General features: G+C 73.4%; 20 protein-coding genes. 7 read left to right on the forward strand and 13 right to left on the reverse strand.

Going from position 1 to position 21,696, the window contains the following annotated elements:
- Positions 1-21: 21 nt before the first annotated feature.
- From Q8W71_RS18370 to Q8W71_RS18380, 3 genes are all read right to left on the reverse strand, one after another.
- Entirely contained in the window at positions 22-954 is a 933-nt protein-coding gene (locus tag Q8W71_RS18370; protein WP_305526449.1) for a transposase, read from the reverse strand.
- Positions 955-1,285: 331 nt separating this feature from the next.
- Positions 1,286-2,515, reverse strand: a complete 1,230-nt coding sequence (locus Q8W71_RS18375) for an acyl-CoA dehydrogenase (RefSeq protein WP_305526842.1) — start codon at positions 2,513-2,515, stop codon at positions 1,286-1,288.
- Between the two features lie 121 nt (positions 2,516-2,636).
- A complete protein-coding gene (locus Q8W71_RS18380; protein ID WP_305526843.1) occupies positions 2,637-3,566 on the reverse strand; it encodes an AEC family transporter in 930 nt (309 codons plus the stop codon).
- A gap of 105 nt (positions 3,567-3,671) precedes the next feature.
- Between Q8W71_RS18380 and Q8W71_RS18385 the strand changes: the two genes are divergently transcribed.
- Positions 3,672-4,466, forward strand: coding sequence for a class I SAM-dependent methyltransferase (locus Q8W71_RS18385; protein ID WP_305526844.1), 795 nt, complete (start codon positions 3,672-3,674; stop codon positions 4,464-4,466).
- Between the two features lie 109 nt (positions 4,467-4,575).
- Here Q8W71_RS18385 and Q8W71_RS18390 read toward each other — a convergent pair whose 3' ends face one another.
- The gene (locus Q8W71_RS18390; RefSeq protein WP_305526845.1) at positions 4,576-5,052 is read right to left on the reverse strand and encodes a hypothetical protein; all 477 of its coding nucleotides are present in this window, start codon (positions 5,050-5,052) and stop codon (positions 4,576-4,578) included.
- 113 nt (positions 5,053-5,165) lie between these two features.
- Positions 5,166-6,356, reverse strand: coding sequence for a trans-sulfuration enzyme family protein (locus Q8W71_RS18395; protein WP_305526846.1), 1,191 nt, complete (start codon positions 6,354-6,356; stop codon positions 5,166-5,168).
- Positions 6,357-6,438: 82 nt separating this feature from the next.
- Between Q8W71_RS18395 and Q8W71_RS18400 the strand changes: the two genes are divergently transcribed.
- A complete protein-coding gene (locus Q8W71_RS18400; RefSeq protein ID WP_305526847.1) occupies positions 6,439-6,975 on the forward strand; it encodes a TspO/MBR family protein in 537 nt (178 codons plus the stop codon).
- Between the two features lie 15 nt (positions 6,976-6,990).
- Here the strand turns inward: Q8W71_RS18400 and Q8W71_RS18405 are convergent, their stop codons facing one another.
- The 5 genes from Q8W71_RS18405 to Q8W71_RS18425 form a co-directional block, all read right to left on the reverse strand.
- Positions 6,991-7,287: a CCDC90 family protein gene (locus tag Q8W71_RS18405; RefSeq protein WP_305526848.1), complete on the reverse strand. Its 297-nt coding sequence runs from the start codon at positions 7,285-7,287 to the stop codon at positions 6,991-6,993.
- Positions 7,288-7,341: 54 nt separating this feature from the next.
- Positions 7,342-7,872, reverse strand: a complete 531-nt coding sequence (locus tag Q8W71_RS18410) for a phosphate-starvation-inducible PsiE family protein (RefSeq protein WP_305526849.1) — start codon at positions 7,870-7,872, stop codon at positions 7,342-7,344.
- Positions 7,873-7,976: 104 nt separating this feature from the next.
- A complete protein-coding gene (locus Q8W71_RS18415; protein WP_305526850.1) occupies positions 7,977-8,534 on the reverse strand; it encodes a DUF4337 domain-containing protein in 558 nt (185 codons plus the stop codon).
- 85 nt (positions 8,535-8,619) lie between these two features.
- Positions 8,620-11,757, reverse strand: coding sequence for an efflux RND transporter permease subunit (locus Q8W71_RS18420; protein ID WP_305526851.1), 3,138 nt, complete (start codon positions 11,755-11,757; stop codon positions 8,620-8,622).
- A 9-nt stretch (positions 11,758-11,766) separates the two neighbouring features.
- Complete coding sequence (locus Q8W71_RS18425) at positions 11,767-13,131, reverse strand: efflux RND transporter periplasmic adaptor subunit (protein ID WP_305526852.1); 1,365 nt, start codon at positions 13,129-13,131, stop codon at positions 11,767-11,769.
- A 176-nt stretch (positions 13,132-13,307) separates the two neighbouring features.
- Here Q8W71_RS18425 and Q8W71_RS18430 point away from each other — a divergent pair, with 176 nt between their 5' ends.
- Positions 13,308-13,490: a hypothetical protein gene (locus Q8W71_RS18430; RefSeq protein WP_305526853.1), complete on the forward strand. Its 183-nt coding sequence runs from the start codon at positions 13,308-13,310 to the stop codon at positions 13,488-13,490.
- A gap of 184 nt (positions 13,491-13,674) precedes the next feature.
- On the opposite strand, the gene Q8W71_RS18435 is transcribed toward Q8W71_RS18430, so the two are convergent.
- The 3 genes from Q8W71_RS18435 to Q8W71_RS18445 are packed head-to-tail and all read right to left on the reverse strand — an operon-like array spanning position 13,675 to position 16,906.
- Positions 13,675-14,730: a glycosyltransferase gene (locus Q8W71_RS18435; protein ID WP_305526854.1), complete on the reverse strand. Its 1,056-nt coding sequence runs from the start codon at positions 14,728-14,730 to the stop codon at positions 13,675-13,677.
- Positions 14,727-15,809 carry a glycosyltransferase family 2 protein gene (locus Q8W71_RS18440; protein ID WP_305526855.1) on the reverse strand — a complete coding sequence of 361 codons (1,083 nt, stop codon included), beginning with the start codon at positions 15,807-15,809 and terminating at the stop codon, positions 14,727-14,729. Before Q8W71_RS18440 ends, Q8W71_RS18435 begins: the two co-directional genes overlap by 4 nt.
- Positions 15,809-16,906 (reverse strand): glycosyltransferase family 4 protein, encoded by a 1,098-nt coding sequence (locus Q8W71_RS18445; protein ID WP_305526856.1) that lies wholly within the window; start codon positions 16,904-16,906, stop codon positions 15,809-15,811. Before Q8W71_RS18445 ends, Q8W71_RS18440 begins: the two co-directional genes overlap by 1 nt.
- A 288-nt stretch (positions 16,907-17,194) precedes the next feature.
- Between Q8W71_RS18445 and Q8W71_RS18450 the strand changes: the two genes are divergently transcribed.
- From Q8W71_RS18450 to Q8W71_RS18465, 4 genes are all read left to right on the forward strand, one after another.
- The gene (locus Q8W71_RS18450; RefSeq protein WP_305526857.1) at positions 17,195-18,169 is read left to right on the forward strand and encodes an SPFH domain-containing protein; all 975 of its coding nucleotides are present in this window, start codon (positions 17,195-17,197) and stop codon (positions 18,167-18,169) included.
- A gap of 3 nt (positions 18,170-18,172) precedes the next feature.
- Positions 18,173-18,619, forward strand: a complete 447-nt coding sequence (locus tag Q8W71_RS18455; protein WP_305526858.1) for an NfeD family protein — start codon at positions 18,173-18,175, stop codon at positions 18,617-18,619.
- Positions 18,620-18,821: 202 nt separating this feature from the next.
- Positions 18,822-20,123: an MFS transporter gene (locus Q8W71_RS18460; RefSeq protein WP_305526859.1), complete on the forward strand. Its 1,302-nt coding sequence runs from the start codon at positions 18,822-18,824 to the stop codon at positions 20,121-20,123.
- A 60-nt stretch (positions 20,124-20,183) separates the two neighbouring features.
- Positions 20,184-21,602: an FAD-binding oxidoreductase gene (locus Q8W71_RS18465; RefSeq protein ID WP_305526860.1), complete on the forward strand. Its 1,419-nt coding sequence runs from the start codon at positions 20,184-20,186 to the stop codon at positions 21,600-21,602.
- The last annotated feature ends 94 nt before the right edge of the window (positions 21,603-21,696 follow it).

Genomic DNA, 21,696 nt, shown 5'->3' on the forward strand with positions numbered 1-21,696 from the left:
CCTCAGCGACTGTGTTGGCTGTCAAGCGGGTTGCCATGGTTTCTGGTCCCGGATCATGGCGTTGAGGATGGAGAGGAGCTTGTGGGCGACGGCGACGACGGCGACGATCTTGGGCTTGCCGGCGGCCACGAGCCGGTCGCGGAACCGCTTGAGCACGGGGTTGTGCCGGCAGGCGGTGAGGGCTGCCAGGAACAGGGCCGTGCGCACGCTCTTGCGCCCGCCCGACACCATGGCGCGGCCCTTCCCCTTGCCGGACTCGCGCACGAACGGGGCGAGGCCGGCCAGCGCGGCGATCTGCTTGGTCTTGAGCCGGCCGAGTTCGGGCAGCTCGGCCAGGAGCGTGCGCGCCGTGACCGGCCCGACCCCCGGCACCGAGGCGAGCAGGTCCTCGGTGGCGCGCCAGGCCGGCGAGCCGCGCACGCCCGTGTCGATCTCGGCGTCGATCGCGGCGAGTTCCTTCTCCAGCGCCTTGATCAGCCGGGCGATGCTCCTGGCGATCCGCGCCGCCTCGGTGCGCGGGGCCCGGTTCTTCTCGGACGCCAGCATCTCGACGATCTGACGGCGCCGGGCGACCAGATCCGCCAGCATCCGCGTGGCCGCATCCGGCAGCGGCCGCACCGCCGGCTGCGTGGCGGCCGCGAACCGGGCGATCACGGCCGCGTCGATCGGATCCGACTTGGCCCGCTGGCCCAACGCCTTGGCGAAGTGCCGGACCTGGGCCGGATTGACCACCACCAGCGGCAGACCCGCGCCCGCCAGGGCTGCCGCCGCCACCTGCTCGAAGCCGCCGGTCGCCTCGATCGCCACCAGATCCGGCCCCAGCGCCTGCAGGCGCGTCACCAGATCGTTCAGGCCCGTGCCGTCGCGGGCAACCGCGAAGGCCTGACCCTGCGGCAGGACATGCACGTCCAGCCGCGCCTTGCACACGTCGATGCCGACACACACCAGCGCCATTCCGCCCCACCCTTGCGCAACCGGGCTCTTGCGGCCCGAGCGACTGTCCGGGGTCGTGGAATGGGCGGGCAGGCTCCCAAGCTGAGGTGCGGGCTTCAATGCCCCAGGATGAGCCGGGGTCCTGCCCGCCGCCGCAGATCCGACCTTACCAAATCGGATGCGCAAAGACTTACAAGGATGAGGGGGGTGGTCGGGATCCGACGATCCGGACGCCGCATCGTCGCGTACCGTCGTCGCGCGGGCCGTCGCGCGCTTCGCGGCGACGGCCGAGGGCGGCACGGCCCGGTGCGGACTGAGCGTCCCCGCGGCCGTGCTTGCGCGCCGACGGGGGCTAGAAGAACGCCTGCAACCCCGTCTGCGCGCGGCCGAGGATCAGGGCGTGGACGTCGTGGGTACCCTCGTAGGTGTTGACCGTCTCGAGGTTCTGGGCGTGGCGCATCACGTGGTACTCGCCCATGATGCCGTTGCCCCCGTGCATGTCGCGGGCGACCCGGGCGATGTCGAGCGCCTTGCCGCAATTGTTGCGCTTGATCAGTGAGATCATCTCCGGGGCCATCCGGCCCTCGTCCATCAGCCGGCCGACCCGCAGGGAGGCCTGGAGCCCCAGCGCGATCTCGGTCTGCATGTCGGCGAGTTTCTTCTGGACCAACTGGGTCTGCGCGAGGGGGCGGCCGAACTGCTTGCGCTCCAGCGTGTAGTCGCGCGCCCGCCGCCAGCAATCCTCGGCCGCGCCCATCGCCCCCCAGGAGATGCCGTAGCGCGCCCGGTTGAGGCAGCCGAACGGACCCTTGAGTCCCGACACGTTCGGGAGCAGCGCGTCCTCCCCGACCTCGACCCCCTCCATCACGATCTCGCCGGTGGTGGAGGCGCGGAGTGAAAGCTTGCCCTTGATGGTCGGGGCGGACAGGCCCTTCATCCCCTTCTCCAGCACGAAGCCGCGGATCGCGCCCTCGTGCGCGTCGGACTTCGCCCAGACCACGAACACGTCGGCGAAGGGGGCGTTGGAGATCCACATCTTGGCCCCCGAGATGCGGTAGCCGCCGTCGATCTTCTCCGCCTTGGTCTTCATGCCCGCGGGGTCGGAGCCGGCATCCGGCTCGGTCAGGCCGAAGCAGCCGATCCACGCGCCCGAGGCGAGCTTCGGCAGGAATTTCCGGCGCTGGTCCTCCGAGCCGTAGGCGTGGATCGGGTACATGACGAGGGAGGATTGCACGCTCATCATCGAGCGGTAGCCGGAATCGACCGCCTCGACGGCCCGGGCGACGAGGCCGTAGGCGACGTAGGAGGCGCCCGCGCAGCCGTATTCCTCGGGGATCGTGACGCCGAGGAGCCCGAGTTCGCCCATCTGCCGGAACAGGCCGGGATCGGTCTTCTCGTTGGCATAGGCCTCGACGATGCCGGGCAGGAGCTTCTCCTGGGCGAAGGCGTGCGCCGCGTCGCGGATCGCCCGCTCGTCCTCGGTGAGCTGGTCCTCCAGCAGGAACGGGTCGTCCCACACGAAGCGGGCCGACGGCGGGGCGGCGGGGGATTCGCTGCCCGGGGGGCGCATCGGGGCGTTCATGGGCGGTTCCTTCGGTCGTGTCTCGCCGGGTCTCGCGGCCCGTCCTGATCGGGCCCAGCCTAGACCGGGCGGAGCCCCCGGCCAACGGGCCCGGTGACGGGCGCGTCCCCCCGTCACGGCCTCACGTCCGACCGAGCACCGCGAGCCAGAACAGCGTTGTCAGCGGCGCCACGAGGGTCGAGACCAGCACCGAGGCCGCCACCATCCCGGTCTCGGTCCGGTAGCGCACGGCGAGCAGGTAGGCGTTGATGCCCACCGGCATCGCCGCGAACAGGGTCGCCACGCCCGCGTAGGCCGGCGGCATCCGGAAGACGTGGAAGGCCAGCACCCAGACGGCCAGCGGGTGCAGCACGTTCTTGAGTGCGGCGATCACCAGCGCGCCCTTGAGGTCGAACAGCACCCGGTAGCGCTTGAGCCCGGCCCCGAGCGCCACCAGCGCGCAGGTCGAGGCGGTGCCGCCGAAGGCGTCGATGAGGGATTTCAGGATCCCGTCCGGGACGAAGCCCACGCCCTTCATCGCCATCCCGACGAGCAGCGCCACGAAGATCGGGTTCTTCAGGAGCACCAGGGCGAGGCCGCGCAGCCGGGCGAGCACCGGCCTGTCGGAATCGGACTCGATCAGGAAGGTGGCGCTGCCCATCATCAGCGGCAGGTGGACCGCCAGCAGCATGAACAGCGGGAAGGCGCCGTCCTCCCCGTAGGCCTGGAGGATCATCGGCACGCCGACGAAGATCGTGTTCGACTGGCAGGCGGAGAAGCCGTGCAGGATCGCCCCGCGCCGCTCGATGCCCCCGCGCCGCCGGGCGATCAGCGTCCCCGCCGCCCAGGAGATCGCGGCGCCGCCGAAATACGAGACCCAGTAGGACCACGCGATCTCGCCCTGCATCCCCGGCCGGGTGAGGGTGGCGAGGATCAGGGCCGGCACCGCCACCGCGAACACGTACTCGGACAGGCCGTCGCTCACCTTGTCGGACAGGAGCCCGGTGAGGGCGGCGCCCCAGCCGATCAGGACGATCCCGAAGATCGGGGCGATGATGGCGAGGGCGTTCACGAGTCCGAGCGGGGCATGGCGGCGGGCGATGCCCGGCGCATATCACGGGCGTGCCCGGGGATGCGTGCGAAAGCGGCCGGCGCATGGGACAGGAGCGCGCCCGTCATGCCCGAGACCGGCGCAGCCGCGGCCGATGGGGCCGGGATCCACGCGGCCGCGGCGGACGGCTTCGCGGCGGGCGCGGCGGCCTACGGCGCGGGCCGGCCGGACTACCCGGCGGCGGTGGCGGACTGGCTGACCGGCGACCTCGGCCTCGGGCCGGGGCGCCGGGTGCTCGACCTCGGCGCCGGAACCGGCAAGTTCTTGCCGTACCTGCGCGCCACCGGCGCCGACGTGGTGGCCGTGGAGCCGGTGGCGGCGATGCGCGCCGCGCTGCTGCGCGCCCACCCGGAGGCGACCGCGCTGGCGGGCACCGCCGAGGCGATCCCGCTGGAGGCGGCCTGCCTCGACGCGGTGGTCTGCGCGCAGGCCTTCCACTGGTTCGCCGGGGCGGCGGCGCTCGCCGAGATCGCTCGCGTCCTGCGCCCCGGCGGCCGGCTCGGCCTGATCTGGAACGTGCGCGACGAGCGCGTGCCCTGGGTGGCCGCCCTGTCGCGGATCACCGACCCGCACGAGGGCGGGGCGCCCCGCTACCGCACCGGCGCGTGGCGGGCCGCGTTCCCGGCGCCCGGCTTCGGCCCCTTGCGCGAGCGGCGCTTCCCGCACGTCCACCGCGGACCCGCCGAAGCGGTGGTGGTCGACCGCACCCTGTCCGTGAGCTTCGTCGCCGCCCTGCCGGAGGCCGAGCGGGCTGCGGTCGCCGGGGCGGTGCGGGCGCTCGTGGCGGAGACCCCCGAGCTCGCGGGGGCTGAGGTCGCGTTCCCCTACGAGACCGTGGCGTTCACGTGCATGCGGGCGTGATGCGTCCTTCGCGCGATCGAAGCGGGCCGCGTCTCGGCCAGCCCGCGCGGCGCCCGAGCAACGTCCAGATCCGCATCGCGCAGCGATCGATCGGATCTGGTCCGAGGCCCTACTTGTTCTCCAGCACCTCGATCGGGTTGGTGCGCTGGCTGGCGGGGGGCTCCCGCGTCAGGTTCTGGGCGCCCTCGCGCTGCGCCCTGGCATCCCGCGGCGAGCCGGGGCCGCCGACGGCTGTGCCGCCCTGGCCGGGCTGGGCCGGCACGGTGCCGGAGGCGAGTTCCAGGCACGTCACCATCTCGACGTAGGACGGGTAGCCGCCGGCCTGGAACTGCGCCTCGCACTGGCGCTTGGCGGCCGGCGTGTACTGGCCCCAGTTCCGCTCGGCCAAGCGCTTGGCGTCCATCTCGGAGCGCAGGCAGCCCTGGTAGCTGGTCTTCTCGTCGACCGTGGCGTCGGCGATCTGGGTGGACCGGCAGGTCTTCTCCACGTCGAGGTTCGGCACCGCGTCGGCCAGCGCCGGGCCGGCGGCGAGGGCCAGGAGGGCGGCGAGGAGGGCGGCGAGGGCGCCGGACGTTGCGGATCTCATGGTGCGAACCTCACGGTGGCGAGCCTCGGGCCTCGGAGCGGGGGCCCACGCACGGCCCCGCCCGCACAACGCGCCGGACCCGATCGCGGCACCGCGTCCGGTCGGAACGGCCCTCAGGCCACATCATGGGCCGCGCGCAGGGCCGCGTCGAGGTCGCGGAACAGGTCGTCCACGTCCTCGACGCCCGCCGACAGCCGCAGCAGGTCCGGCGGGCAGGGGCTGCCCGGCCCCTCGACCGAGGCGCGGTGCTCGATCAGGCTCTCGACGCCGCCGAGCGAGGTCGCCCGCTTCCACAGCCGCACCCGCGCGGCGGTGGCGATCGCCCCGGCCTCACCCCCCGCCACCCGGATCGACAGCATGAAGCCGAACCCGTCCCGCATCTGCCGGGCGGCGACCGCGTGGCCGGGATCCTCGGGCAGGCCCGGGTAGAGCACCCGGCTCACGTGCGGGTGGGCGCTCAGGCGCCGGGCGAGGTCCAGGGCCGCCGCGCTCTGCGCCGCGGCCCGCAAGTGCAGGGTGCGCAGGGAGCGCATCAGCAGGAAGGCCTCGAACGGCCCGAGGATGCCCCCGGACCCGGAGCGGATGCCCTTGATCCGCTCCCAGAACCCGTCGGCCCGCGCCGCCGCGAGCACGCCGGCCACCACGTCGGAATGGCCGTTCAGGATCTTGGTGCCCGAGTGCATCACGAGGTCGGCGCCGAGCTCCAGCGGCCGGGTGTGCACCGGCGAGGCGGCGGTGGAATCGACCGCGAGCCGGGCGCCCGCGGCGTGGGCGATCTCCGCCGCGGCGACGATGTCGGTGACCGTCCAGAGCGGGTTGCCCGGGGTCTCGATCCAGACGAGCTTCGTTCGGTCCGGCCGCATCGCGGCGCGCAGCGTCTCGGGGTCGTCGGTGTCGACGAAGGTGAGGTCGAGCCCGCGCCGGGGCGCCTCCTCGCGCAGCCAGCGCTTGAGCGCCCAGTACATCACCGTGCCCGCCACCACGTGGTCGCCGGGCTCCAGCGCGCCGAACACCGCGGTGGCCGCCGCCATGCCGGAGCCGAACAGCAGGGCGCCGGCCTCAGCCCCCTCCAGCATCGCCAGCACGGCCTCCGCCTCGCGCACCGTGGCGTTGTCGGGCCGGGCGTAGCAGTAGCCGGAGCTGTAGCCGTTGTCGGGGTCGCGCACGAAGGTGGTGGCCACGTGCAGCGGCCGCACCACGGCGCGGGTGTGCGGGTCGATCCCGCCCATCGCCTGGGCGGCGAGGCTCCTGCGCGAGAACTCGGCCGAGCCCGCGGGCTCGCTTGGCGCGTTAGGCTGTGACATCTGAGTGTTCCCGGCGGATCCGCGGCCCCGCGCCTGACACGGCGGGGCGCCGGCCGCAACCCGCCTCCGAGACGAGCCGACCATGCCCGCCCCGACTCCCGCGCCCGCCGCCACCCGCGTCCCCGAGGGCTCGCCGCTCCCGGCCTGGCTGCGCCTCGCCTGCGCGATCCTGCCCGTGGCGGCCACCGCGGCGATCGGCTCGGTCGCGACCCGGTCCGAGATCCCGGGCTGGTACGCGGGCCTCGCCAAGCCGTGGTTCAACCCGCCGGTCTGGGTGTTCCCGGTGGCCTGGACGATCCTCTACACGGCCATCGCCGTCGCGCTGTGGCGGCTCCTCGGCGCCAAGCCGCGCACCGGCCCCTCCGGCGAGGGCTGGTGGCTGGCGCTCGCCGCCTTCCTCGTGCAGCTCGCGCTGAACGCCGCGTGGACGCCGGTGTTCTTCACCGTCCACGCGGTCGGCGCAGCCCTCGTCGTCGTGGCCGTGCTCCTGGTGATGGTGCTGTGGACGATCCGGCTGACGTGGCGCTTCGACCGGGCGGCGGCGTGGCTGCTGGTGCCCTACGCGGCCTGGGTCGCCTTCGCGACGCTGCTCAACGCCGCGATCCTGCGGATGAACTGAGCGGTTCGGACAGGCTCAACGCAGCCCCTTCGTCAGCGCGACGATGGCGCCGACGATCACGATGGTCTGGAAGCCGATCGCGGAGAGGACCCATTTCAGGATCTCGAACTTCGCTTCCGCGATCTCGGTCCGTAACTCGTTCTTGGCGGCACCGATCTCGGCTCTGAGATCAGACTTCGTCGCGAGCGTAGACAGATCGGTCTCGCGCGCGTCGCGCAGCACGCCGGTGACCGCCTCGGCCTGATCCTCGGTGAAGCCGACGGCTTTGAGGCGTCTGGCGATCGCCAGCGTGTCGAGAGTTCCGGCGCTCATGGCTGTGAAGATAGCATGTGCAGGACGGGATTGGAGATGCTTTCGGGCGGCGCCTCATGCCCCCGCATGCTCCTTCGACTCCTCCCCCGCCGGCTTGCCGTCGTCGCGGGCGCGGTGGAGCAGGAAAATCGCGAAGACCATGACCAGGATCAGCCCGCCGAGCACGCCGAGTTCGAGCATCGAGGCCTGGAACAGCGCCTGCTTCTCGGGCGACCAGTCCTTGGCGTGGGTGATCTCCGAGGATTGCAGGGTGATCACCAGCACCCGCCGGATCGAGGCGATCAGCCCGACGATCAGGAACGGCTCGCAGGTCAGCGTGCCCGAGCGCATCGAGACCCGCACCGTGTGCAGGATCTCGATCAGCATCAGCAGGAACAGCAGCCGGTCGATCACCTCCAGGATCTTTTCGGGGCCGCCGAGCGCCCGGATCGCGCTCCAGGTCAGGTCCGCCGCCTCGATCAGCGCCGCGAGCGCCGTGAGCGCCAGCAGGATGCCGAGCGCGGCGTAGATCGCGTGCTCGGTGTGCAGGAAGATGGCGCTCGCCACGCGCGTGAGGCGACCCTGATCGTCCTTGTCCCCGGCCATCCGCCCACCTCCCCGATCCCGTTCGGATCAGACAGGATCGCGCGGGGTCCGTCCAGCCGCGGCGCGGACAGGCGCGGCCCCCGTGTTCCGGGGACGCGCCCGGATCAGTGGAGGAACGGCAGCGCGTGCGGCGCGAAGTAGCCGAAGGCGAGCAGGGCCGCTCCGGCGAGGCCCAGTAGCCCGCCCGCGAAGACCAGCGCGGCGATCCCGGTGATCACCTCGGCGGACGCCAGCACGATGCCGATCTGGAAGGCGGCCGAGGCCAGCTCGTAGTGGTGGTAGCGCAGCAGCGAGAGGTCGCGCTTCGTCTCGGCGGTCTTGGCCCGGGCCGTCAGTTCCTTGCGGCCCTCGCCGGTGGAGGGCTCCGAATCGTAGCGGGCGATCGTCTTGGCCCAGGCGGCGCGCTGGGCGTCGACCGCCGCCTGGTTCGACCCCGGCGGCAGCAGCGCCAGCGCCTCGTCGGCGGTCTTCAGCACCGTCTGGCGGATGGTGCGCGCCTGGAAATAGGCCCAGAGGTTCGACGCCTCGACGTTGGCGCCGATCGAATCGGTCTGTGCCGCCTTGCCCAGCGTCTCGCTGAAGGCGAGGAACAGCGCCAGCACCGAGATCAGCAGCGCGACGCGCTTGTTGGACCCCTCGATCGCCCCGTGACCACCCGACATGCTGTCCGTTCTCCGCTGATTCCCGGGCGGGGAGACAGCGCATCGGCGGGCGCGGCGCAAGGGCCGCGACGCGAGGGCCGCGGCGCTACTCCGCCGCGACCCGCGGCGGCGCCCCGGGTCGGTCGTTGGCGGCGCCAGGGTGGTCGTAGCCGACCATGTCCAGCGGGTCGTCGCGCTCGCCGATGAAGCGGCCGAACAGGCGTCCGAGCAGCCGCGACAGGTCGTCCATCAGCACGAAGATCGCCGGCACGAACACCAGCGACAGGCCGGTGGAGACGATCAGCCCGCCGATCACCGCGATGGCCATCGGCGCGCGGAACTCGCCGCCGATGCCGAGCGCCATCGCGGACGGAACCATACCCGCCGCCATGGCGATCGTGGTCATCACGATCGGCCGCGCCCGCTTGCGCCCGGCATCGACGATCGCGGTCGTGCGATCGACCCCGGCGCGGATCTGCTCGACGGCGAAGTCGACGAGCATGATCGCGTTCTTGGTCACCACGCCCATCAGCATCAGGATGCCGATCACCACCGGCATCGAGATCGGCTTCTGCACGATCAGCAGCGCCAGGATGGCGCCGCCGATCGACAGGGGCAGCGAGAACAGGATGGTGAGCGGCTGGAGGAAGTTGCCGAACAGCAGGATCAGGACGCCGAACACCATCATCAGGCCGGCGCCCATCGCCAGGGCGAAGCCCTCGAACACCTCGCCCATCACCTCGGCGTCGCCGGTCTGCTTGATGGTCACGCCGGGCGGCAGGTTCCTGGCCGCGGGCAGGTTCATCACCTGATCGATCAGGGCGGCGAGGGCGTCCGAGCCCTGCATGTCGCCCTCGATGGCCACCCGCACCGCGCGGTCGTAGCGGTCGATCGCGGTCGGGCCCTGGCCGAGCGTCAGGTCGGCCACGGTGGAGAGCGGCACCGCCTGCCCGCCCTTGACCGGCACCTTCAGGGTCGCGAGTTCGGAGAGCTGGCCGCGCAGCCGCTCCGGCAGTTGCACCCGGATCGGGATCTGCCGGTCGGTGGCGTTGAACTTGGCCAGGTTCATGCCGATGTCGCCGATCGTGCCGACCCGGACGGTCTCGGCGATGACGTCGGTGGTCACGCCGAGGTCGGCGGCCACCGCCGGCTTCGGGCGGATGCGGATCTCGGTGCGGTCCAGCGGCGCCGTCGACATCACGTTGACGAGGTGGGGCACGCCGGCCGCCTCGCGCTGGAGCCGGGCGGCGACGTCGGCCACCACCGCCTTGTCGGGGCCGGCGACGATCAGCGCGAGGTCGCGCTGGCCGCCCTCGCGCAGCGCCCAGAAGCGGATGTCGGGCTCTTGCCGCAGGATGTCGGCGATCTCGGCGTCGACCTGCTTCTGGGTCTTGTGGCGGGTGTTCTTGGGCGTCAGGTTGATGGTGAGGCTCGCCAGCCGCACCTCCTTCTTGCCGGGCAGTTGCCGGCCGCCGTCGACGAAGACGCTGCGCACCTCCGGCAGCTTGCGGATCTCGTCCACCAGCCGGTCGGTGACCTGCACCGTATCCGGAAGGCGGGCGCCGGGCGGCAGCTCCATCACGAACAGGGTGCGGGCCTGATCCTCGGCGGGCAGGAAGCCGGCGGGCAGGAGGCCGGTGGAGGCGATGGAGCCGGCAAAGCACGCGAGCCCCAGCACCAGCGTCACGTACTTGTGCCGCACCGACCACGCCACGAGCCGGGTGTAGGCCCGCATCACCGGGCCGTCGCGCTCGTGGTCGGGGCCGTGGTCGCGCAGGAAGTAGGCGGCCAAGAGCGGCGTGATCAGCCGCGCCACCAGGAGCGACATGAACACGGCCGCCGCGATGGTCAGGCCGAACTGCTTGAAGTACTGGCCGGCGATCCCGCCCATGAACGAGACCGGGGCGAAGATCGCGATGATCGTCGCGGTGATGGCGATCACCGCGAGCCCGATCTCGTCGGCCGCCTCCAGCGCCGCGCGGTAGGGCGACTTGCCCATGCGCATGTGCCGGACGATGTTCTCGATCTCGACGATGGCGTCGTCCACGAGGATGCCGGTCACCAGCGTGATGGCGAGCAGGCTCACGGCGTTGAGCGAGAAGCCCAGCGCGCTCATCACCCAGAAGGTCGGGATCACCGAGAGCGGCAGGGCGAGAGCGGCGATCAGCGTCGCGCGCCAGTCGCGCAGGAACAGCAGCACCACGATCACCGCGAGCGCCGCGCCCTCGACGAGGCCGAGCATCGCCGAGTGGTAGTTGCCGATCGTGTTGACGACGCTGGTGTCGATCAGGTCGAAGCGCACGTCGGGGTTGGCCGCGTGGAGCGCGGCGATCTTCTTGGCCACCCCGACCGAGACGTCGGCGTCGCTGGCGCCCGTCGCCCGCGAGATCGCGAAGGCGACCACCGGCTCGCCGTTGAAGCGGGCGAAGGTGCGCGGCTCCTCCGCCGTGTCGGAGAGCGTCGCCAGCTCGTCGAGGCGGACCTTGCGGTTGCCCGGCACCACGATCGAGGTGGCCGCCAGCGTGTCGAGGCTCGCCGAGGCCGCCAGCGCCCGGATCGACTGCTCCTGGCCGCCGATCTCGGCCCGCCCGCCCGCCATGTCGGCGGAGGTGAGGCGCAACTGCCGGTTCACGTCGGCCGCGGTGATGCCGAGCGCGAGCAGCCGGTCGGGCTTCAGGGTGACGCGGACCTCGCGGGCGACGCCGCCGAGGCGCTCGACGCCGCCCACCCCCTTCACGCTCTGGAGGCCCCGGGCGACCACGTCGTCCACGAACCACGACAGGTCCTCGGGCGTCATCGCCGGTGCCGAGGCGCCGTAGATCATGATCGGCAGGCCGGCGATCTCGACGCGGCTGACGATCGGCTCGTCGATGGTGCGCGGCAGGTTCTGGCGGATCTTGGCGATCGCGTCCTTGACGTCGTTGACGGCGCGGTCCTGGTTCACCTCCAGGCGGAACTCGATCGTCGTGGTCGAGATGCCCTCGGTGATGGTCGACAGGACGTGCTTGACGCCCTTCACCCCGGCCACCGAATCCTCGACCCACTTCGTCACCTGGGTCTGGAGCTCGGACGGGGCCGCGCCGGACTGGGTGATGGTGACCGAGACGATCGGGATGTCGATGTTCGGGAAGCGGGTGATCGGCAGGGCGCGGAAGCACACGAGGCCCAGCACCATCAGCACCAGAAACAGCACCACCGACGGCAGCGGCTTGCGGATCGCCCAGGCGGAGACGTTGAGGCGCATGGGGCGCTCCTACCGGGCCGCGTCGGCGACGGGCTTGGCGGCGTTCGCGGGCGCCGGATCCACCGCCCGCACCCGGTCGCCGTCGCGCAGGAAGGAACCGGCCCGCGCGACCACGCGCTCGCCGGCCGCCACCCCGGTCCGCACCTCGGTGAAGCCCTCGGCGGACAGGCCCGGCGTCACGGTCCGCGCCTCGACGCGGCCGTCGCGCGCCACGAGCAGGCTCGCGCGCCCGTCGGCGGCGTAGATCAGGCTGGAGACCGGCACCGCCACGCCGTCGCGGCGCGCCACCTCGACGCTGCCGCGGGCGAAGGCGCCGATGCGCAGGGCCGGGTCGTCGCCGAGCCGGATGCGGACCCGGCCGAGCCGGGTCATGCGGTCGACCTCGGGGTAGACCCGGCGGACGGCGCCGGCCAGGACGCGGCCGTCGTCGAGTTCGAGCCGGGCGGGATCGCCGACCTTGAGCCGGACCAGCGCGGTCTCAGGCACCTCGCCCTCCAGCTCGATCTCGCCGCGGGCGATCAGCCGGAACAGCGGCTCGCCGACGGCCGTCGCGGTGGCGCCGACCCGCGCCGTGCGGCGGTTGACGATGCCCGCCTCCGGAGCGCGGATGTCGGTGCGGGCGCGGCGCAGGGCGATCTCGGAGCCGGCGGCCTTCGCCGTGGCGAGGTCGGCCTCCGCGCCCTGGAGCCCGCCGCGGGCGGCGGCGAGGCGCCCGTCGGCCCCGAGCGCCGCCGAGACGCGCTGCTCCAGCACCGCGGCGGTGGCGTTGCCGGTCTTCACCAGCGACTGCGCCCGCTCCAGCGCGAGCTTGGCCTCCACCTGCGCGGCCTCGGCCTGGACGATCTGGCTGCGGGCCTGGACGATGGCGGCCTCGGCCCGGGCGATCGCGGCGGCGTTCGAGGCCTCCTGCGTGGCGATCATCTCCAGCGACAGCCGGGCGAGCACCTGCCCCTTGCCGACCCGGTCGCCCTCCTCGGCGAGCAACTCGGTGATCCGCAGGCCCTCGACCTCGGGGGCGACCAGGATCTCGTCGCGGGGCACCAGCGTGCCGGTGACCACGGCGCGCTCGACGATCTCGCGGTGCGCGGCCGGGACGACGGTGACGGCGGGGGCGATGGCCGCGGCCTCGGGCACGGCGGCCGGCTCGACCGCCCGGGCCGAGCCCGCGGCCAGCGCCGCGAGCAGGCCGAGGAGCGCGGCGGTGGTCGCACGTGAGCGTTGCGCACGTGGGAGTTGCGCGCGCGGGAACTGCACGCGCGGAAAACGGTCTGGCACGGTCTTGGCCCCGATCGCGGCGCACCGCCGCTCGGGCGCGTCGATCGCGCGGCAGGCCGGCCTTTTCATGACGCCCGGTGCGGCGGCGCGTGGCTTCATGGCGCGTGGCTCCTCGCCGCGCGCATCGTAACCCGCTCCGCGCGGCCCCGTCCCGGTCGTCCGCGCCGCAGGTCCGGACCCGCGGGTTTAGGGCCGAATCAGCGCGCGAGACCTGCAACCGTCATCGCGAGGCGGCGTTATCAGACCGTTAACCTACCTCCGCAGGGTGAAGGACCATGAGCATCTTCCAGATCAAGCAGACGCGGAGCGGCGCCGTCCTCTGGACGGGCTCGGCCGACGACGAGCAGACCGCCCTCGACGCGATGGCGCGCGAGGCGGGCTACCGCGACTTCGCCGCCCTGCCGGACGCCCTCCGGGCCGCCGGGATCGAGACGGCCAAGCTCGACCTGATTTCGTAGGGCCCGATTTCGTAGGGGTGGTCCGCACCGTCTTCGTGGGCGGAGCAAGGCGATCCCGGCCGCCACACTCTCAGACCGCGCGCAGCTCTAGGCCGCTCCGCTGCGCTCGCGATGACCGTCCGCGCACACCGAGCCTCAACCGAGGCTTCGACATCCGGCGCCCGCCCCCGGCGAGGCGCCGTATTCATGTCTGCCCCATGGCGCGGGCGATCCGCTCGATCGCGGCGGCGCAGGCGGCCACCGCGTCCGGCCGCCCGAGGCCGCCGATGGTCGCCGGGTCGAGCGCCCGGGCCGACTGCACCAGCGCGGGCCACGCCTCCGCCGCCGGCCAGCCCGGATGGACCACCGCCGCGCCGAGGCGGGCGAGGGCAGCGGCCTTCTCGGTCTGCTCGCCGTAGGCCCGGGGCTCGGGCAGGCAGAGGAAGCGCTTGGCGTGGGCGGCGGCCAGCGCCACCAGCCCGTCCCCGGCGCCGCCGACGAGCAGCCCCGCCCCGGCGACGAAGGGCTCCGGATCCGCGACCCAGCCGTGCAGATGGAGGTTCGCCGGGCGGTCCTCCGGCGCGTCGCCCGTGCCCGTGACGGGGCCCAGCACGTGCCAGTCCCGCCCCGGCACCGCCCGCGCCGCGGCGGCGAGGTCGGCGAGGCGGCCGCCGTCGCCGCCGCGGCCGAACACCACGACGATGTCCTCGCCCGGCGCCGTCGCGCGGGCCGCGGGCGCGCCGAGGAAGCCGGCGTAGACGGTCTTCGCGCGCACCCAGCCGGGCGTCGCCGCGCCCTCCAGGGCCTCGGGGAAGGGGGCGAGGATCCGGCTCGCGCTCCGGAACGCCTCCAGGTGCGGCCGGTCGGTGCGGGTGCCGGCGAGCCGCACCACGACGGTCGGCACCGAGAGCAGGCGGGCCAGCAGCGCCACCTCCACCGACACGTCGACGACGAGCAGCGCCGGGTCGGTCCGCGCCGCCCAGGCGGCGATCCGCGCCGCCCGCTCGCGCACGCCGGGGTGGTTGAGCGGGGCGTAGTGCAGCGCCTCGGGCCGCTCCGCCGCGCCGTCCCGGCCGTCGAAGGCCCCATCGCCGAGCGGCCGGTCGTCGGGCAGGTCGAGGATGTCGAGGCCGCCCGTGTCGAACCCCGCCAGCGTGCCGATCACCGTGCAGGGCCGCGGCAGGGCGGCGGCGACGGAGCGGGCGCGGTGCAGGTGGCCGGCGCCCTGGTGGTGGACGTACCAGCCGATCCCGCGGGTCACGCCGCCGCCCGCCCGGTGTCGGCCAGGGCGTCGAGGTCGGCGAGCGCCCGGTCGAGGTCGCAGGTGGCGGCCGGGGGGCTGCCCAGTTCCAGCAGGCGATCGGCACGCTCGACGAAGGCGATGTCGTTGGGGCAGCCCGCCGACAGCACGGCGGCGAGGTCCCCCGCCCCGAGCCCCAACTGCGCGCAAGCCGCGGCGCGGGCCGCGGGGTCGAGTCCGTAGGCGCGCCGCAGGGCGGCCCGGCGCAGGATCAGCGCCCGCCAGTGGGCCGCCTCGGGCAGGCGATAGGCCTCGCCGCCGAGCACCCGGGCGCGGCGCGCCATCTCGGTGGCCATGCCCCCCGCCACCCGGCCCTGGTGCCGGGCCGAGACGCGCACGCTCACCGCCGGGTCGTGGCGCAAGCGCGCGCCGCGGTCGCGCATCAGCCCGACCAGCGCGTTATCCTCACCGCAGGGCAGCGGCGGCACGCCGCCCACCGCCCGGTAGAGCGCGGCCGGGAACGCGAGGCTCGCGCCGGTGTGGTCGCCGTGGCGCGGGGCGGGGTCGTGCGGGGGCGGGTCGAGCAGGTCTTCCAGGCGGCGCACGCCGGCCCAGTAACGCTCGATCCGGGCGTGCAGGGCGGCGAGATCGGGGTCCGCCGCCCCGTCCCCGTCGATCACGAGGCGGCCGCCGACCACGTCGGCGCGCTCCAGCGCGCGCAGGTTGGCCGCCACCCAGGTCTCGGGCAGGCGCGCGTCGGCGTCGGTGGTCAGCAGGACCCCGTCGGCCGCGCCGTCCGCGTCGAGCCAGTCGGCGCCCGCGTCCAGCGCCATCCGCCGGGCGGTGCCGACATGGGCGGCCTCGCCGGTCAGGGTGACGTCGATGAGCCGCAGGTCGAGCGCTGGAATGGCGCCGGCCGCCCGCTGGGCCCGGACCGCGTCGGCGGTGCCGTCGGCGCAGTTGTTGGCGAGCACGACCACGCGCAGCTTCCCGGAGTCGGAGAAGCCCTCCTGGCGGTCCAGCGTCGCGAGCAGGCGCGGCAGGGCCTGCGCCTCGTCGCGGGCCGGCACGCAGACGACGCACGGACGCGGGGCCGCCATCAGCCGCGCGCCCCGGCGACCCGGCGCAGGACGGGGCGGGCGCGCTCGGCGGCCTGTTCCAGCACGGCATCGTAGACTTCGAGGTAGCGGGCGGTCATCGCCGCGGCGTCGAACAGCGCCTCGGCCCGGTCGCGGCAGGCCCGGCGCGACAGGTCCGCGGCGGCGCGGATCGCGCCCGCCAGGGAGGCGGCATCGTCCGGTTCGGCCAGCCGACCGCAGGTGGCGTCGAGGATGTCGGGGATCGCCCCGCGGCGGAAGGCGGCGACCGGTGTGCCGCAGGCCAGCGCCTCGGCGACGACGAGGCCGAACGGCTCCTCCCAGCGCGGCGAGACGATCGCCACCCGCGCCCGGCCGAGATGGTGAGCGAGGTCGCGGTGCGGCAGGTGGCCGAGATAGGTGAGGCCGGGCCCGAGCCGGGGCGCGATCTCCGCGTCCCAGTAGCCGGGGTTCATCCGCGGCCCGGCGAAGACCAGCGGCAGGCCGGCGGCGCGGGCGGCGTCGATGGCCAGGTGCGTGCCCTTCTCCGGCACGATCCGGCCGGACCAAAACACGTAGGGCGGGTCGTCCGGGCTCGGGTTGTAGGCGAAGGTCGAGAGGTCGACGCCGTTGCCCACCACCTCCGCGCCGGGGACGATCCCGGCCCATTCCTGCGCCAGCGAGGGCGACACCGCCAGGAACGTCATGTCCGGGCTCGCGGCCTCGACACCGCCGACCAGCGAGTCGAACGGGGGCGTGTGCAGCACCGTCACGAAGGGCACGTCGAGCCGGGCGCTCTCGCGCAAGGGAAGGTCGTGCAGGGAATTGTTGTGGACGAGGTCGAAGCCCCCGGCGGCGACCATGGTCATCATCCGCCGGTAGGCGTCGCGCTCGGCGCGGTCGATCTCCGCCTCGCGCTCCGGATCGGCCAGGGCGTCCCCGGTCGGATCGCACAGGGTGACCGGCTCCAGCGCCGGGTCCGAGCCGCGGGCCGCGAACAGGGTCACCGCGTGCCCGGCCCGCCGCAAGGCGCCGGTGAGAAGATGCGTGTGCATCTCCAGGCCGCCGGCATGGGGCTGGCCGATCGGGTATTTCAGATGGGCGAGGATTGCGATCTTCACGCGCGGACCGGATTCGGTTGTGAGGGATCTTTGCCGGCCGGGGTCGATCGGAGGACCGGTCCGCGGCAAGCTCGGCGGGTATCACGCACCTGTTTTCGTCATCAAGCGCCCCGCGGCCGGACAGGAACCCCGCCACGAGACACAAGTCCGACGTTAGCAAGCATGGCCTGAACCGCGGATGATCGGGCCGGGATCCCGTCCGTTCATGCGGGGCTCGCGCGCGGGCCCGGCAGCGGTCATCATCGGCCGGGCGCCGATTCACGGGATGCGGCAGTTCGGGGGAATGCGGTGACGCTATCGTTTGGCCTGAGCACCTTCGCCGTCGTCGCGGCGATCCTGGTGGTGATCACCCTGGCGGCGGGCATCAAGATGGTGCCGCAGGGCCACGTCTACACGGTGGAGCGGTTCGGCCGCTACGCGCGCAGCCTGGAGGCGGGGCTCGCGGTGATCACGCCGTTCGTCGAGCGGGTCGGCCGGCGGGTGAACGTGATGGAGCAGGTCATCGACGTGCCGAGCCAGCAGGCCTTCACCCGCGACAACGCCGGCGTGACGATCGACGCGGTGCTGTTCTACCAGGTGCTCGACGCCGCGCGCGCCTCCTACGAGGTCTCCAACCTCGACCTCGCCACCACGACGCTGACGGTGACCAACATCCGCACCGTGGTCGGCTCGATGGACCTCGACCAGTTGCTCGCCCATCGCGACGAGATCAACGAGCGGCTGCTGCGCGTGCTCGACGCGGCGGCCTCGCCGTGGGGGGTGAAGATCACCCGCATCGAGATCAAGGACATCGTGCCCCCCGCCGACCTCGCCGGGGCGATGGCCCGGCAGATGAAGGCCGAGCGCGAGAAGCGCGCCTCGATCCTGGAGGCGGAGGGCCAGCGCGCCGCCGAGATCCTGCGGGCGGAGGGGCGCAAGCAATCGGCGATCCTGGAGGCCGAGGGACGCCGCGAGGCGGCGTTCCGCGACGCCGAGGCCCGGGAGCGCTCGGCCGAGGCCGAGGCGCGGGCGACGGGCATGGTCAGTCAGGCCATCGCCGAGGGCGACATCGCCGCCGCCAACTTCCTCGTGGCCGAGAAGTACGTGGACGCGGTGCGCGCGCTCGCCACCGCCCCGAACCAGCGGGTGGTGGTGGTTCCGATCGAGGCGGCGGGGCTCGCGGGCACGCTGGGCGGCATCGGCGCGATCACCCGGGCGGTGTTCGGCGACGACGCCCCCCGCCGGACGGGGACGCCGCCGAACGTCGGCGCGCCGCGGGCCTGAGCCGTGATCCCTGACTTCCTCGACGCGCTAGGCCCCGTCTGGGCCTGGGTGGTGGCCGGCCTCGCGCTCGCCGCCGCCGAGATCGTCGCGCCCGGCGTGTTCCTGATCTGGCTCGGCCTCGCGGCGCTGGCGACCGGGCTCGCGACCGCCCTCGCGCCGCTGCCGTGGCCGGTTCAGGCCCTGCTGTTCGCCGTCCTTTCGCTCGCCTGCGTCGGCCTCGCGCTGCGCCTGAACCGGCGCCACGTGCTGCGCCACGGCCCCCGCCTCAACCGCCCCGACCGCGGCCTCGTCGGCCGGGAGGCGACGCTGAGCGAACCGATCGTCGACGGCGCCGGGCGCCTGCGCTGCGACGACACCCTCTGGCGCGTGACGGGGCCGGACCTGCCGGCCGGCGCCCGGGTGCGGGTGACGGGGATCGAGGGTACGGTGCTGGTGGTGCGCGCGGCCTGAGTGCCCGTTCGGCCGCAGGCCCCGCCGGTCGTCGCCCGATCCGGCCGCTGACGGGCGCACACCTCATGACGCGGGACGGCGTGGGATCGCTCGGGCTCGGCGCGCGGTCCGCGCGCCTGCGGGCGACGCTCAGCGATCACGATAGACCATAAAGACGCGAACGGGGCCGACGCGTTCGGCCGAAGCCAGGGGAGGGCGATCGATGGATCTGGAGGCGCGGACGGTGCGACGGGTCAGCAGGCGGCTCTTGCCGCTGCTGATCGTGTGCTACTTCATTTCCTATCTCGACCGGGTCAACGTCGGCTTCGCGGCGCTGACCATGAACAAGGACCTCGGCATCTCCGCCACCGCCTACGGGCTCGGCGCCGGGGTGTTCTTCCTGACCTACTTCGCCTTCGAGGTGCCCTCGAACCTGATCCTGGAGCGGGTCGGGGCGCGGGTGTGGATCGCCCGGATCATGGTGACCTGGGGGCTCCTGTCGGGCGCGATGGCGTTCATCGTGGGCGAGAAGAGCTTCTACCTCGTGCGCCTGCTGCTCGGCGCGGCGGAGGCCGGCTTCTTCCCCGGCATCATCTTCTACCTCACGCTGTGGTTTCCCGCGCAGTACCGCGCCCGGATCATCAGCGCCTTCATGATCGCGATCCCGCTCTCCAGCGTGATCGGCTCGCCCGTCTCGGGGGCGCTCCTCGGTCTCGACGGGGTCTGGGGCTTCAAGGGCTGGCAGTGGCTCTACGTCCTCGAAGCGCTGCCCGCCGTCCTCCTCGCCGGCGTCGTCCTGGTCTTCCTCACGGACCGGCCGGAGGAGGCCGCGTGGCTCCCGGAGGACGAGCGGGCGTGGCTGACGCGGCGCCTCGCGGACGAGCGCCGGGCGCGCGAGGCCGCCCGCAGCTACAGCGTGCGGGAGGCGCTCACGGACGGGCGCGTGATGGCCGTCGCCTTCATCTACTTCGGCAACGTGGCGCTGCTCTACGGGCTCAGCTTCTTCCTGCCGCAGATCGTGAAGGGCTTCGATCTCACCAACTTCCAGACCGGCCTCGTGAGCCTCATCCCCTTCGCGATCGGCATCCTCGGCATGGTCGCGCTCGGGCGCTCCTCGGACCGCAGGGGCGAGCGCAGGGGCCACGTGGCCTTCGCGCTGCTGCTCGCGGCGGGCGGCACGGCGGCCGCGGCGCTCGCGTCCGATCCCTACGCCAAGATGGCCCTGTTCAGCGTCTCGGCCTTCGGCATCTTCGGCGCCCTGCCCGTGATCTGGACCCTGCCCACCGCCTACCTCTCCGGCGCCGCGGCGGCCGGCGGCATCGCCATCATCAACGCGCTCGGAAACCTCTCGGGCTTCGCCGCGCCCTACGCGGTCGGCGCGATCAAGGATGCCACCGGCACCTTCACGGGCGGGCTGCTGCTGATCGCCGCGGCGGGCTTCGCGGCCATGGCGACCGTGCTCTGCCTGCGCCACGACCGGCGCCTGGAGCAGGCGCCGACGCCGGGCGTGCGGCCGGCGCAGTAGCCGGGGCCCGCACGGCGTGGGATGAGTCGTCGGTTTCGTTCGAGCCCACCGGAGCAGCCCATGAACGCACCCGCTGCCGCCCCGCGCCCCCGCCCGGACGCGGCGACGATCGCCGACCTCGCCGAGGCCCTGCGCGCGGTGCTCGGGGAGCGCGTGGCGGCGGGCCTCGCCGTGCGCGAGCAGCACGCCAACCAGCTCACCTGGGCGCCCTGCGAGCCGCCGGACCTCGTGGTCTTCCCGCGCTCCACGGCGGAGGTCCAGGCGGTGGTGCGCGCCTGCGCCGCGCGCGACGTGCCGATCGTGCCCTACGGCGTCGGCACCTCCCTCGAAGGCCACGTCAACGCGCCCTTCGGCGGCGTCTCGATCGACACGAGCGGGATGAAGCGCGTGCTGGCCGTGAACGCCGACGACCTCGACTGCACGGTGGAGGCCGGGATCACCCGCAAGGCGGTGAACGAGCACCTGCGCGACACCGGCCTGTTCTTCCCCATCGATCCCGGGGCGGACGCCACCATCGGCGGCATGGCGGCCACGCGGGCCTCGGGCACCAACGCCGTGCGCTACGGGACGATGAAGGACGCGGTGCTGGCGCTCAAGGCCGTGATGCCGAACGGCGACATCGTCACCACCGCGCGGCGGGCGCGCAAGTCGTCGGCCGGCTACGATCTCACCCGGCTGCTGATCGGCTCTGAGGGTACGCTCGGCGTCATCACCGAGATCACCCTGCGCCTCCACGGCATCCCCGAGGCGATCTCGGCGGGCATCTGCCCGTTCCCCTCGATCAAGGCCGCGTGCGACGCCACCATCCTGACGATCCAGTCCGGCATCCCGGTGGCGCGCATCGAACTGCTCGACGAGGTCCAGGTCGCCGCCTGCAACCGCTACTCGAAGCTCACCCTGCCCGAGACCCCGCTGCTCTTGGTCGAGTTCCACGGCACCGACGCGGGGGCGCGCGAGCAGGCCGAGCGCTTCGGCGAGATCGCGCGGGACCTCGGCGGCGGACCGTTCGACTGGGCGACCCGGGCCGAGGACCGCTCGCGGCTCTGGCAGGCGCGCCACGACGTGTACTGGGCCGCGGTCGCGCTCCGGCCCGGCCCGACGATCAAGAACATGTCCACCGACGTCTGCGTACCGATCTCGCGGCTCGCCGACTGCGTCGAGGCGACGAAGCGCGACATCGCGGCGAGCGGGCTCACGGCGCCGATCGCCGGCCATGTCGGCGACGGCAACTTCCACGCCCTGCCGCTCGTGGACGCGTCCAGCCCGGAGGAGATGGCGGCGGTGGCGGGCTTCCTCGACCGGCTCGTCGCCCGCGCGCTGAGCCTGGGCGGCACCTGCACGGGCGAGCACGGCATCGGCCAGAAGAAGATGCGCTTCATGGAGAGCGAGCACGGGCCGGAAGCGCTCGGCCTCATGCGCGCGCTCAAGCGCGCCATCGACCCGCAAAACCTGATGAACCCCGGCAAGCTCGTCCCGTGAGGCGGGCACGTCCACGCTCCGCGCCGGCCGGATGGAAACCGGATCCGGCGGGGACGATGGCGCGAGAGACGCCGAGGCGCGCGAGCGCGTGAAC

It is taken from the genome of Methylobacterium amylolyticum (assembly GCF_030700245.1).
Classification (GTDB): domain Bacteria; phylum Pseudomonadota; class Alphaproteobacteria; order Rhizobiales; family Beijerinckiaceae; genus Methylobacterium.

Bases quoted from the DNA above. Each gene is read 5' to 3' on its own strand.
- Q8W71_RS18370 (WP_305526449.1), bottom strand. From the start codon at position 954: ATGGCGCTGGTGTGTGTCGGCATCGACGTGTGCAAGGCGCGGCTGGAC.
- Q8W71_RS18375 (WP_305526842.1), bottom strand. From the start codon at position 2,515: ATGAACGCCCCGATGCGCCCCCCGGGCAGCGAATCCCCCGCCGCCCCG.
- Q8W71_RS18385 (WP_305526844.1), top strand. From the start codon at position 3,672: ATGCCCGAGACCGGCGCAGCCGCGGCCGATGGGGCCGGGATCCACGCG.
- Q8W71_RS18390 (WP_305526845.1), bottom strand. From the start codon at position 5,052: ATGAGATCCGCAACGTCCGGCGCCCTCGCCGCCCTCCTCGCCGCCCTC.
- Q8W71_RS18395 (WP_305526846.1), bottom strand. From the start codon at position 6,356: ATGTCACAGCCTAACGCGCCAAGCGAGCCCGCGGGCTCGGCCGAGTTC.
- Q8W71_RS18400 (WP_305526847.1), top strand. From the start codon at position 6,439: ATGCCCGCCCCGACTCCCGCGCCCGCCGCCACCCGCGTCCCCGAGGGC.
- Q8W71_RS18405 (WP_305526848.1), bottom strand. From the start codon at position 7,287: ATGAGCGCCGGAACTCTCGACACGCTGGCGATCGCCAGACGCCTCAAA.
- Q8W71_RS18410 (WP_305526849.1), bottom strand. From the start codon at position 7,872: ATGGCCGGGGACAAGGACGATCAGGGTCGCCTCACGCGCGTGGCGAGC.
- Q8W71_RS18415 (WP_305526850.1), bottom strand. From the start codon at position 8,534: ATGTCGGGTGGTCACGGGGCGATCGAGGGGTCCAACAAGCGCGTCGCG.
- Q8W71_RS18420 (WP_305526851.1), bottom strand. From the start codon at position 11,757: ATGCGCCTCAACGTCTCCGCCTGGGCGATCCGCAAGCCGCTGCCGTCG.
- Q8W71_RS18425 (WP_305526852.1), bottom strand. From the start codon at position 13,131: ATGAAGCCACGCGCCGCCGCACCGGGCGTCATGAAAAGGCCGGCCTGC.
- Q8W71_RS18430 (WP_305526853.1), top strand. From the start codon at position 13,308: ATGAGCATCTTCCAGATCAAGCAGACGCGGAGCGGCGCCGTCCTCTGG.
- Q8W71_RS18440 (WP_305526855.1), bottom strand. From the start codon at position 15,809: ATGGCGGCCCCGCGTCCGTGCGTCGTCTGCGTGCCGGCCCGCGACGAG.
- Q8W71_RS18460 (WP_305526859.1), top strand. From the start codon at position 18,822: ATGGATCTGGAGGCGCGGACGGTGCGACGGGTCAGCAGGCGGCTCTTG.
- Q8W71_RS18465 (WP_305526860.1), top strand. From the start codon at position 20,184: ATGAACGCACCCGCTGCCGCCCCGCGCCCCCGCCCGGACGCGGCGACG.